The following is a 12,456-nucleotide window of genomic DNA, read 5'->3' on the forward strand; positions in this document are numbered from 1 at the left end:
CTGATTATATTGAACCAATTTTATTATGTGCAATTTATTATAAAAATATAGTTGTCTTTAACTATAATCCAAAGCACTTATTTGATATACTTTTATAGGAATAATTATTGAGGGGGATTCGATGGGGAGAGAGGAAGACTTCCATGCGAAGTTAAACAGAAAACAAAAAGAAAATTTAAAGAAATTCCTTACACCTATTAAGTGGTTAGCGATTATAATCATACCTATTATTGTAATTGGTCTACTAAGCTTAAGCTGGATTACTGAATATATTTGGATGGGATCACTTGGGTTTGAACAAGTGTTTACAACTGTCCTGTTCAGTCGTGCTGCACTTGGTGTTGTAGGATTTGTGTTATATTTTGTCGTTACTTATATAACCTTGTATTGGATTCACAAATCGTATATACGCTTTCTAAACCATTCTATGATACCTAACATACTACTAAATAAAAAATCGGCTTATGCCATTGTGTTTGGTATTTCAATTGTCTTTGGTTTAATTGGTACATCTATGGTTCAAGGAATTGGTTGGGAGCCGACGTTAAAAGCATTAAACTATGAAAGTTTCGGGCAAACTGATCCGTACTTTAATTTAGATATCTCCTTTTACATTTTCTTGTTACCTTTCTTAGAACTAATCGTTAATTTATTGTTAGGCTTAACAATATTTATGACAATCATTGTCGCGTTAGCTTATTCAGTCTTTAACATGTATCGTGAAAGTCGTTTAGCTCAAGTGCATTTAGGAATTAGCATTTCATTAATTGGAGTATTTTTAGCAGCTAATCATCTACTTGATCCTTATAACACGTTATTAACAAATCAAGTTAACGTGTTTCAAACAAGTGTCGTACACGGGTTAAGTTATACAGATGATGTCATTAACATTCCTAAAGCTTATATTCTAGCTGGTGTCGCGATCATTGGGGTTATTATCCTAATTTTTGCTTTAATTAAAGGAAACCTAATTTGGATGGCCATTCCAATCGCACTATATATAACAGTTGCATTAGCTGGTCAATTAGTATCAGCGGCTGTACAAAACTATGTTGTTTCACCGAATGAATTTCATCGTGAGCAACCTTATTTACAACACAACCTAGACTATACACTAGAAGCTTATGATTTAAATGATATGACAACTGAACAACATCCTGCTAATGATTCTCTAGATGAAGAAATGATCGAGCGAAATCAATTAACGATTGATAATGTTCGAATTAACGATTCAAGACCGATTCTAGATGTCTATAATCAACTACAAACATTTAGAAACTATTATCAATTTAATGATGTTGATATTGACCGCTATTACATTGACGACGAATATCAACAAGTATTTATCGGCGCTAGAGAATTAAACACTTCAGACTTACCTGACCAATCAAGAACTTGGGTAAACGAAAAATTACGTTACACGCACGGTTATGGTGTAACAATGAGTCATGTGAACGAAATTACTCAACAAGGTCAACCTGAATATATATTACAAGACTTACCTCCTGAAGGTGATATTGAAATAACACGACCACAAATATACTTTGGTGAAGAACAATCACAAAACGTCATCGTTAATACTGAAGTAGATGAATTTGATTACCCAGCTGTTGGGGATGAAAATATGTCGTATCGTTTTAGTGCTGATTCAGGTGTATCACTCAGTGGTATTAATCGACTATTATTTGCGATTGATGAAGGTTCATTTAGAATGCTTGTATCTGACCAGTTGAGTGAGGATAGTCAGCTCCTTGCCACTCGTAACATTATGGATCGTGTTCAACGAATTGCACCATTTTTAGCGTATGATCAAGATCCATACATTTTCGTTCGAGAAGATGGAAGTTTGGCATGGATGATCGATGCTTACTTGCGAGAAGGGAACTATCCTTATTCTGAGACTTATAACGGAGAGCATAACTACATTAGAAATTCAGTAAAAGTCATGGTGGATGCTTATACAGGTGAAGTTGACTTCTTTGTCGTTGAAGAAGATGACCCGGTGTTACAAACGTACGAGAATATATTCCCAGACTTATTTACTTCGGATATTCCAGAAGATGTTGAAGCACATTTCCGTTATCCAGTAGATTTATTTACAATTCAAGCGGATATGTATGGTACTTATCATATGAGTAACTTAGAAGTATTCTACAACCGTGAAGATTCATGGGAATTTGCAACAGAACGTTACTTCGAACATGATATAACAATGGAACCTTACTATATTACGATGCAACTACCAGGAAATGATTTTGAAGAATTTGTCTTAATGACACCTTACACACCTAGAAATAGACAAAATATGATTGCCTGGATTGGTGCTCGTAACGACGGTGAAAATTACGGAGATTTAGTGGTATATGAATTCCCGAAACAGCGAAATGTTTACGGTCCACAACAAATTGAAAACCGTATTAACCAGGATAGTAGAATTTCACAAGAATTAAATTTATGGTCACAAGGTGGATCAAGCGTTATTAGAGGTAACTTATTAACGATCCCGATTGAAGATACAATAATGTATGTTGAACCCATTTATATCGAATCGTCCAACGCTACTTCTCTACCAGAAGTTAAACAAGTCATTGTCGCTTATGGAGATCACATCGTGATGGAAGCGACTTTCGAAGAATCGTTAGAGCGAATCCTCGATTTAATTGAAGCAGGTGTACCTGGTAATATGCCTGATGTAGATGATGACATTGGTGATATTGATGAAGATGCAGACATGGATGAAGATACGGACTTTGAAGAAGACACTGAAACAGAACTTCCGGGCATTCCTGGAGATGCAGAAGACACTTTAAATGAACTATCAACATTATTTAACGACTATCAAAATGCACTTTCAAGAGGTGACTGGGAAGGTGCAGGTCAAATTATGAATGAGATTGAAGAGCTTTTAGGTACAATTGAATAACAAAAATAAACAGGCTGTCCCAAAAGTCACATTTATGACTTTTCAGGACAGCCTGCTTTTTATTTATACATGCTTAATTAAAAAGTATTTTTTCTTTCCGCGTCTAATAATTGTAAAAGCATCGTCAATTCGATCTTTTTCATCAATGAAGTATTTTAAATCTTGTTGTCTTTCATCATTAATGTAAATAGCACCGTTTGAAATATCTTCTCGCGCTTGGCGTTTTGAAGAAGAAATATTGGCTTCAACTAACAAATCAATTAAACCTTTTTCGTTTTCTTCAAGTTCATAAGTTGGTACGTCTTTAAATCCAACTTCTACTTCTTCTTTCGTTAATTCTTTAATATTACCGTTAAACAACGCGTGAGTAATGCGTTGTGCTTGGTTCAACGCTTCTTCCCCATGTACCATCTTCGTCATTTCTTCAGCTAAGCGACGTTGTGCTACACGTTGTTCAGGGCGTTCCTCAACTTCTTTAGCTAGTTCGTCAATTTCTTCTAATGGTAAGAATGTAAATGATTTTAAGAACTTAACGACATCACGATCATCAGCATTAACCCAAAATTGGTAAAACTCATAAGGACTCGTTTTCTTCTCATCTAACCAAATAGCACCACCTGCTGTTTTACCGAATTTAGACCCATCAGCCTTCGTAATAAGAGGAACTGTTAATCCGTAAGCTTCAATTTCTTCTCCTTCTTGACTAGTACGGCGGATCAGTTCAAGGCCAGCTGTAATATTTCCCCATTGATCACTTCCACCAATTTGTAACGTCACATCTTCTTCTTGATTTAAACGTAAGAAGTCTAAAGATTGTAGTAACATGTAAGTAAATTCTGTGTATGAGATTCCATTTTCAATTCTTGATTCGACTGAGTCTTTCGCTAGCATGTAGTTAACACTGAAATGCTTTCCAACATCTCTTAACAAATCGATAATTGACATTTTAGACAGCCAATCATAGTTATTGACTACCTTTGCCCCTTTTTGGTCATCTGTAAAGTCAATGAATCTAGATAGTTGGTCTTCAATATTTTTAACCCATTCTTGTACTACTGTCTCTTCATTTAATTGACGTTCTTCATTACGACCACTTGGGTCACCAATTAATCCTGTACCTCCACCGACTAATGCGATTGGACGATGACCTGCTTCCTGGAACCTCTTTAACATTAAAATAGGTAATAAATGTCCAATGTGTAAACTATCAGCTGTAGGGTCAAATCCGCAGTACAATGTAACTCTGTTTTCATTTAGATGTTTTTCTAACCCCTTATCATCAGTCATTTGATTTATTAAGTCTCTCGCTCTTAGATCTTCAATAATATTCATCGTTTCTTCCTCCTAAAGTTAGTCTATATAATACAAAAAAGCCCCTCATCCACATAGGGACGAGGGACTCGCGTTACCACCCTAGTTGTAACCACAATTGTGCAGTTACCACTTCATTAGTTAACGGTATTACCCGTCTCTTTACAAGAGAATGCTCCTAGTCGTAATTCGTTCTATGCCTTGCACTAGTTCCCACCAGCCACTAGCTCTCTGTTGCATTGGACATAAAATTACTTCAACTATTCGTTGCATGTCATATTCACGTTTTAATTTATGATATTTATTTTTATCATAAGTTCAATAAAAATGCAACTTTCGAAGAATATTTACAATATGCCTTTCAATTAATCTATGCTATAATATACTCGATATTTTAGGAGGTTCGGAAATGGGTCATAATAATTCAAAAAATAGATTCCTTGCATTTTTCCAAGGTGATAAATTCCCAAAAATCACTCGAATTTCACTTGATATTGTATGGAATGTCGCGTTATTTTTCCTAATCGTTGGTTTAATAGCAGCATTTTTTGCAGGTGGGTTAGGATTAGGGTATATGGCCTCACTGGTGGAAGACGTTGATGTAAGTGAAGCTGAAGAAATGGAACAGATGGTTTACAACTATGAAGAAACATCTGATATCTATTTTGCTAATGACGTATACTTAGGTCCTGTACGTGGTGACATCCACCGCGAGGAAATTGAAACAGAGCATGTTGCTGGTGTATTTATTGATGCACTAATTGCAACCGAAGATGAATACTTCGAAGAACATAATGGTATTGTACCTAAAGCAATTATGCGCGCTTTGTATCAAGAATTTACAGGTGCAGCTACCCAAACTGGTGGTAGTACGTTAACCCAACAGTTAGTTAAAAACCAAATCTTAACAAATGAAGTTTCATTTGAACGTAAAGCAGAAGAGATTTTCATTGCCCTTCGTATGGAAAACTTCTTTGATAAAGAAGACATACTTGAAGCTTACTTAAATGTAGTCCCATTTGGACGTGATTCAACTGGACGAAATATTGCTGGTATTCAAGCTGCAGCACAAGGTATTTTTGACGTTGATGCTGATGAGCTTAATTTACCACAAGCTGCTTATATCGCTGGTTTACCGCAAAGTCCATACGCTTATACACCATATGCCTCAGGTGGTTCACTCAAAGAGGAAGAACAACTACAGCCTGGCTTAAATCGTATGCAAACCGTTTTAAGCCGTATGCTGTCAGCTGAAAAAATCACTGAAGAAGAGTATGAAGAAGCGTTAGAATATGATGTCGTTGGTGATTTCACTGATAAAAGAGAATCTATTCGTGATGAGTACCCGTGGGTTGCTCAAGAAGTAGAAGGGCGTGCCACAGACATTCTTGCTGAAAAGTTAGCTGAAGAAGCTGGTGACTTAGAAGAGTATCATGATGTTGGTGCTACAAAAAGCCACTATGAAGATTTAGCTCGTCATCAGTTAAGGCATGATGGTTTAGAAATTCATACGACGATTAACAAAGATATTCATGATCATTTCCAAGATTCTAAAGACTCTTTCGAACATTATATGCGAACTAAAACTATTAATGTTGAGGATCCTAACACAGGTGAAATAGAACAAGAAGAAATACCTAATGAAGCAGGCGCTCTCATGATGGAAAACAGTACTGGTGCAATATTAGGCTTCGTAGGAGGCCGTGATTTTGAACGACGAGAAGTTAATCATGCGATATATGAAGAACGACCGCCAGGAAGTACAATGAAACCGTTATTTGGCTATGCAGTAGGTATGGAGTTAGGTATGATTCAACCAGGTTCACCATTGCTAGATATTAGTTTAGATTATTGGCAAGGAGAATCTCATGGTTGGTGGACACCTACAAACTTTGTACGAGGTCAAGAAAAGGGCTTAGTAAGCGCACGATCAGCATTAACTGATTCAGATAACATACCAATTGTAAGGGCCATGATTAACATACTTGAACGTGATAATGAGCCTTCAAGGTTTTTAGATCGAATGAATATTGAAGGTGCAAATAACGGTCCTGCTACTGTTTTAGGAGAAGACCCTTATATATCTGTTGAAGATAATGTAGCTGCTTTTGCAACATTTACTAATGATGGCAACTATATTGAGCCTTATATGGTCGAAAAGATTGTTGATCGAAATGGCGATGTTATATATGAACATGAGACAGAAAGTGAGGAAGTCTTTTCACCGCAAACATCGTACCTTATGTTAGATATGATGCGTGACGTTATAAGCAGTGGAACAGCCTCAAGACTTAATAATTTCCTTAATAACCCAAGTGTAGACTGGGCTGGTAAAACGGGTACATCAGGTGAACGACGCGATGCTTGGTTCATTGGGTCGAACCCAAATGTTACAGTAGGAACTTGGATGGGTTATTACAGACATGATCATGCAGTAAATGTATCTGACCTTGATTTTGTCGAGGATGACTACAGTTCACGAAATCTTCGTTTTTGGTCAGAATTAGTCAATGCTGCTGCTGAAGTCGATGCAGACCTTGTCACACCAAGTGACCGTTTTTCAACGCCAGGCGGCATCGTGTCTAGAAGCTATTGTGCATTATCTGGAAATATACCAAGTGATATGTGTGAAGAATTAGGTTTAGTCCAAACCGATTTATTCAACATTGAACACGCTCCTTCAGAAGAGGATGACAGCTTCACGACAGGCCGTTTTGTAGAAATTGATGGAGAACGCTTTGCGGCTGTTGAAGAAACACCTGAAGAGTTTACAAGTGAAGGGATGTCGATTGACCAAGACTTTATTGATCAACTTGGTTGGGGAACAACTTATCGTTCTGGCTGGTCTGATCCAGTTGACATTGAAGATGTATTAGGAAGTGGCGATTGGTCAGATTTAATGGTTGCTAATGATGACGAACTTGAAGATGATGGAACACCTAATTCTCCTAGCAGCCTGTCACTATCAGGTAGCACACTTACGTGGAATCAAGCTGACGGTCAAGTGATCGGTTACCGTATCTATATATCAGATGAAGAAGATGGTGATTTTGAGGAGATTGGTCATACAACCGAAACAGAATATAATTTACCATCAGAAGGATATGCATACGCTGTATCAGCTGTAAGCCTTTATGGTCATGAATCAGGATTATCTGACTCAATCATCTACGGTACGATTGAAGATGAAGAGGACGAGGAAGAGGAAGAAAACGAAGAAGAAGCTCGTGAAGATGATGATGATGATGATGATGATGAAGACCAAGATGAAGAAGCTAGTGATGAACAAGACGGAAACGAAGATGAAGAAGCTAGTGATGAACAAGACGGAAACGAAGATGACGATGATTCAGACGATGACAATGATGAAGATAACGATGACGACGGTGAAAACGGTGAAGATGACGAAGAGGACGAAGACGGAGAAATTGATGAATTAATATGACTTTCTAAGCCACTGATTGTTTAAATCAGTGGCTTTTATATATATTAGTCCAATCTCAATCCATGTTATAATAGTGATATATATGATTTTTAGGTGGTGTCCCATTGAAACATCCAAAAAAATATCATCAAAAAACAATTAAAAAAGACGGAAAATCCGTCATAGTAGAAGGTCCACTAACATCAAGTCAGTTAGATGATTATTATTTCGATGAGGGCCTTACAGCTTTTCGTCCACCGAAAAAGCAATATGAGGCAGTAAAATCAATTGCTGATTTTGAAGAAGGTCGGGTCATTGTAGCTCGAGATGAAAACAAAATAATTGGTTATGCCACTTTTTTGCACCCTGACCCACTAGAACGGTGGTCAGAAATTAAAATGGAAGATTTAATTGAATTAGGGGCCATTGAAGTATCAAATGACTACCGTGGTATGAGTGTTGGATCCTCTATACTAAAAGTAGCTATGAAAGATCCTCAAATGGAGAACTATATTATTATTACAACTGAATATTATTGGCATTGGGATATGAAATCAACAGGACTTAACGTATGGCAATACCGAAAAATTATGGAGAAAATGATGGGTAAAGGTGGACTTAAACCAATGTCTACAGATGACCCTGAGATTATTTCACACCCTGCCAATTGTCTTCTCGTTCGAATTGGCAAAAACGTACCTAAATCTTCAGTAGAAACTTTTGATTCCCTTCGTTTTATGGGGCGAAATGATTACTGGTTATAGTGAGGTGAGATTATGTTAGTAGAAGAAATTATGTCAGAATCAATTGTGACAATTAATTCAAACGATCGTATAGAAGAAGCATTGGAACTACTACACAAACATAAAATTAGGCACATTCCTGTCGTTAGTGAAAATGAACAAGTAGTAGGAATATTGTCAGATCGTGATATTCGAGATGCAGCACCATCAATTCTTGAGGAAAATCAAAACAGACAGATCTTACAACATGAAGTTTCATCAATAATGACAACACCAGTAATTACAGTTCATCCATTAGATTTTATAGAAGATATTGCAACAATTTTTTATGAGCATGAAATTGCATGTGTACCTGTAACGAAAAACAATCAGTTAGTCGGCATTGTAACAGAAAAAGACTTACTTTATCGCCTAATTCAATTAACAGGAATTCATGAACAAAGCTCACAAATTGAGGTTAAAGTACCTAATAAGGTTGGTGTTTTACCCAACGTTACAAAAATTATAAGCGATCGAAACACAAACATATCATCAGTTTTTATCTACCCATATCAGGATAGTTATCACGAAAAAATTATCGTTCTACGCATTCAAACCATGAATCCTATGCCTTTAATTGATGAGTTAAAACAACATGGCTATGAAGTCATATGGCCAAACATACCGGGGCTTTCAAAATGACGAATGAAGCATCTTTTGTCTATACAGAAGCCTTTCAAAACTATAAGTTTCGTGATAACCATCCTTTTAATCAAAAACGTGTAGAACTGACGTATGATTTACTGAAATCTATGAATGCTTTAAATGATCAACAAATCTTAACACCTAGAATCGCATCAGATGATGAGATTGCTTTAGTACATGATAGAAAGTATATTGATGCCGTTAAACGTGCTAGTGAAAATAAACTAGCTCAAGAAGAGAGTTTAGAATATGGAATTGGAACAGAAGACACACCGATCTTTGAGGATATGCATCAAGCTGCAGCTCAACTTGTAGGTGGCACATTAACGGCTGTGGATGCCGTATCAAGTGGGCAAACTAAGCGAGCATTAAACCTTGGTGGTGGTTTGCACCATGGATTCCGCCGAAAAGCTTCTGGTTTTTGTATTTATAATGATGCTGCTATTGCTATTCAATACATCCGTCAAAAATATGACTACAAAGTACTTTATGTCGACACTGATGCCCATCACGGTGATGGTGTACAATGGATATTCTATGACGATCCCAACGTTTGTACATTATCGATTCATGAAACAGGCAGATACTTATTTCCTGGAACAGGTAACATTAACGAGCGTGGACACAACGAAGGTTATGGTACATCATTTAATATTCCAATTGATGCCTTTACAGAAAATGAATCTTTTTTATCTGCTTATAAGGAAGCGCTAACAGAAATTACAGAACACTTTAAGCCTGATATCATTGTGACTCAAAACGGTGCAGATGCACACGTTTATGACCCGTTGTCACACTTGTGCTGTACAATGAAAATCTATGAAGAAATTCCAAAGTTAGCGTATCAATTAGCCAATGAGTATTGTAACGGTAAATGGATTGCATTAGGTGGTGGCGGCTATGATATTTGGCGCGTCGTACCTAGAGCATGGTCTCAAATTTGGTCTGTAGCTAACAACCATGGGGAGATATTTTCAGGTGCAATACCAGAAAACTGGCTTAATAAATGGCAAAAAGAAAGCCCTGTTAATCTACCGACAACATGGCATGACGAACTTAGTATTTATGAGCCCATTCCGAGAAAAGAAGAAATTACAGAGAAAAATGCTATTCTCGTTAGTAAACTACTTGAGCCTATTCGAAACGAACAAAAATATATGATGTAAATATGGTTCTAAGTCAAATGTTGGGGTGCCCGTTAAGGGCACTCCTTATTTATGCCATGTGTCCTTGTACATGTTTATACTGGTGATGTAATAATACTTTTCGGTGCAATCGATCAAAGCGTCGAAAGCCAAAGGCTTGTCGCTTAAGACTTTTGTTTGATTATTGAGGCCTTCAACGTACCCGTTGTGTAAGTTACGTTTGACAGACAGGGCAAGGTGTCATCTCACGTGGGCGTTCGACATAAATATGATAGTAACCTTTTTCTTCTCGTGTACCGATTACAGAACTCCTTTTGTTTTGTTTTAGTGGTTTAAAACAAGGATAATAAATAAGGAGTTAGCGTGCTTTTATATTCTAGGTTAAAGCACAGAGTTGGTATCAGGTGAGGAGCGAAGGTGGCGACTCCAGTGGGAACAGCACGAGTCTCGAGACCCCACAGGCCCCGCCTTTTGGGCCGAGGAGGCTCGAGCCGTGCCCGCGGAAAGCGTCCACCGAGAGCGGATCACCTGATACCAACGGTTCAGGTAAAAGACACCCAACATACAGTAATGAAAAAATTGTGCAGCTACCCGAACAAATATTTTAGAGCCGTAAATATAAAATAGACCGATTAACTATTAGACAGTTGATCGGTCTATTATTTATTGGTCTTGATTTAATTCTAATATAATAACTTCCACACGACGATTCCTTTGCAAATCTTCTTCGGTTGCATTGTCTGAAACTGGTTTAAATTCAGCAAAACCTGTAGCTTGAAAACGTGTTGGATCTAAACTATGTTCATCGATAAAATATCTGATAACACTACTAGCTCTTGCTGTTGACAATTCCCAATTTGATGGGAAACGATAAGTGTCGATGGGTACATCATCTGTATGTCCTTCTACTTCTACATCATTCGGTATGTTATTTAATAGAACCGCAACTTTATCTAAAAATGGGGAAAAATCATCGATAAGTTCAGCTTCACCTGAGTTAAATAAAACTCTTTCTTGTAAAACTAAAACGACACCGCGGTCAGTCTGACTAGCTGTAATGACATCGTTCAATTCATGTTCATCCAAGTATTCTTGAATTTCTTCATACAACTGCTCTAAGTTTTCCTGGTCCTCTGCTTCGGTGACTTCTTCTTCTGCCTCATCCTCATCTTCTTCAGGCAGATCGCCTTCTTCATAGTCTGTTGGGTCCTCTAAAGGTACAGCTGAAGGCATAAAGTCAAAGATAACATTTTGTCTGTAAGATTCAGCAACAGCATTAAATTTAACTGCATCAATCTGTGACATTGAAAATAATAAAATAAAAAATACTAAAATTAATGTCACCATATCAGAATATGTAACCATCCAAATCGGAGCACTTCGTTTCGGCTGAGCTTTCTTTTTAGGTTTCATTTTGAATCTCCTCTGCCTCAAACTGCTCTTGGTTCTTTTCCTTCAAATCTTCACTCGATAAAAATGCGCTCAACTTTTCTTCTAAAATTTTAGGATTCTGACCTGATTGTACACCTAAGACACCTTCAACAATGACTTGTTTCATGAACACTTCTTCTTCTGTTCTAGAAACTAATTTACCTGCTATTGGAAGGAAAACTAAGTTTGCTAGAAGCATTCCGTAGAAAGTTGTTAATAAGGCAACGGCCATACTAGGACCGATTGTACCTGGGTCATCTAAATGGTTAAGCATTAAAATCAAACCGATTAAAGTACCAATCATTCCCCAAGCTGGCGCGTATTCACCCGCTTTTTCAATAATGGACCGTCCTTTATTATGGCGTTCTTCCATAGCTGCAATTTCTGCATTCATAATGTCATTAATTACTTCAGGCTCTATACCATCAATAGCTAAGTATACGCCTTTTTTAATGAATTGATCATCTAGTTGTTCAACTTCACTTTCCAAAGCTAGTAGCCCTTCTCGTCTAGCTTTTTCAGATAATGAAATGAACAATTGAATTAACTCTTTAAGGTTGTAATCATCATCTTTGAACGCTTCTTTAAAAACTCTCGAACAGAGCTTCATTTCATTAAGATTGAAGTTAACGAATAATGCTCCTAACAATCCTCCGATTACAACGATAAACGAACTAACTTGCACAAATGAACTGACACCAGAAATACCGTCGTTAAAGAAAATTCCAAACAAAATCATGGTTGCACCAAGGGCTATTCCAATCGGTGTTAATAAGTCTCTTTTTTTCATTACCT

The 12,456-nt window shown here is 37.1% G+C and carries 8 protein-coding genes, 1 pseudogene and 1 other annotated feature; of the genes and pseudogenes, 5 read left to right on the forward strand and 4 right to left on the reverse strand.

Going from position 1 to position 12,456, the window contains the following annotated elements; translation table 11 throughout:
- Positions 1 to 121: 121 nt before the first annotated feature.
- Positions 122 to 2,923, forward strand: a complete 2,802-nt coding sequence (locus tag J2R98_RS05370; RefSeq protein ID WP_307066818.1) for a UPF0182 family membrane protein — start codon at positions 122 to 124, stop codon at positions 2,921 to 2,923.
- A 63-nt stretch (positions 2,924 to 2,986) separates the two neighbouring features.
- Here J2R98_RS05370 and tyrS read toward each other — a convergent pair whose 3' ends face one another.
- A complete protein-coding gene (gene tyrS, locus J2R98_RS05375) occupies positions 2,987 to 4,255 on the reverse strand; it encodes a tyrosine--tRNA ligase (RefSeq protein ID WP_307066820.1) in 1,269 nt (422 codons plus the stop codon).
- 52 nt (positions 4,256 to 4,307) lie between these two features.
- Positions 4,308 to 4,511 (reverse strand) — a binding site (T-box leader).
- A 132-nt stretch (positions 4,512 to 4,643) separates the two neighbouring features.
- Between tyrS and J2R98_RS05380 the strand changes: the two genes are divergently transcribed.
- From J2R98_RS05380 to J2R98_RS05395, 4 genes are all read left to right on the forward strand, one after another.
- The gene (locus J2R98_RS05380; protein ID WP_307066822.1) at positions 4,644 to 7,679 is read left to right on the forward strand and encodes a transglycosylase domain-containing protein; all 3,036 of its coding nucleotides are present in this window, start codon (positions 4,644 to 4,646) and stop codon (positions 7,677 to 7,679) included.
- A gap of 104 nt (positions 7,680 to 7,783) precedes the next feature.
- Positions 7,784 to 8,422, forward strand: a complete 639-nt coding sequence (locus J2R98_RS05385; protein ID WP_307066823.1) for a GNAT family N-acetyltransferase — start codon at positions 7,784 to 7,786, stop codon at positions 8,420 to 8,422.
- A gap of 12 nt (positions 8,423 to 8,434) precedes the next feature.
- A complete protein-coding gene (locus tag J2R98_RS05390; RefSeq protein WP_307066826.1) occupies positions 8,435 to 9,082 on the forward strand; it encodes an acetoin utilization AcuB family protein in 648 nt (215 codons plus the stop codon).
- Positions 9,079 to 10,251 (forward strand): acetoin utilization protein AcuC, encoded by a 1,173-nt coding sequence (locus tag J2R98_RS05395; protein WP_307066828.1) that lies wholly within the window; start codon positions 9,079 to 9,081, stop codon positions 10,249 to 10,251. The genes J2R98_RS05390 and J2R98_RS05395 overlap by 4 nt, the downstream gene beginning before the upstream one ends.
- A gap of 49 nt (positions 10,252 to 10,300) precedes the next feature.
- On the opposite strand, the pseudogene J2R98_RS05400 reads toward J2R98_RS05395, so the two are convergent.
- The 3 genes and pseudogenes from J2R98_RS05400 to motP form a co-directional block, all read right to left on the reverse strand.
- Positions 10,301 to 10,446: pseudogene (locus J2R98_RS05400) on the reverse strand (transposase); the annotation flags it as partial.
- A 447-nt stretch (positions 10,447 to 10,893) separates the two neighbouring features.
- Entirely contained in the window at positions 10,894 to 11,643 is a 750-nt protein-coding gene (gene motS, locus J2R98_RS05405; RefSeq protein ID WP_307066829.1) for a flagellar motor protein MotS, read from the reverse strand.
- Entirely contained in the window at positions 11,633 to 12,451 is an 819-nt protein-coding gene (gene motP / locus J2R98_RS05410) for a flagellar motor protein MotP (protein ID WP_307066831.1), read from the reverse strand. The genes motS and motP overlap by 11 nt, the downstream gene beginning before the upstream one ends.
- Positions 12,452 to 12,456: the final 5 nt, after the last annotated feature.

This window comes from Alkalibacillus filiformis (assembly GCF_030814115.1).
In the GTDB taxonomy this organism is placed as follows: Bacteria; Bacillota; Bacilli; order Bacillales; family Alkalibacillaceae; genus Alkalibacillus; species Alkalibacillus filiformis.

Excerpts from the sequence above, each read along its gene's own strand:
- tyrS (WP_307066820.1), bottom strand. The coding sequence starts at position 4,255 with ATGAATATTATTGAAGATCTAAGAGCGAGAGACTTAATAAATCAAATG.
- J2R98_RS05390 (WP_307066826.1), top strand. The coding sequence starts at position 8,435 with ATGTTAGTAGAAGAAATTATGTCAGAATCAATTGTGACAATTAATTCA.
- J2R98_RS05370 (WP_307066818.1), top strand. The coding sequence starts at position 122 with ATGGGGAGAGAGGAAGACTTCCATGCGAAGTTAAACAGAAAACAAAAA.
- J2R98_RS05380 (WP_307066822.1), top strand. The coding sequence starts at position 4,644 with ATGGGTCATAATAATTCAAAAAATAGATTCCTTGCATTTTTCCAAGGT.
- motS (WP_307066829.1), bottom strand. The coding sequence starts at position 11,643 with ATGAAACCTAAAAAGAAAGCTCAGCCGAAACGAAGTGCTCCGATTTGG.
- motP (WP_307066831.1), bottom strand. The coding sequence starts at position 12,451 with ATGAAAAAAAGAGACTTATTAACACCGATTGGAATAGCCCTTGGTGCA.
- J2R98_RS05395 (WP_307066828.1), top strand. The coding sequence starts at position 9,079 with ATGACGAATGAAGCATCTTTTGTCTATACAGAAGCCTTTCAAAACTAT.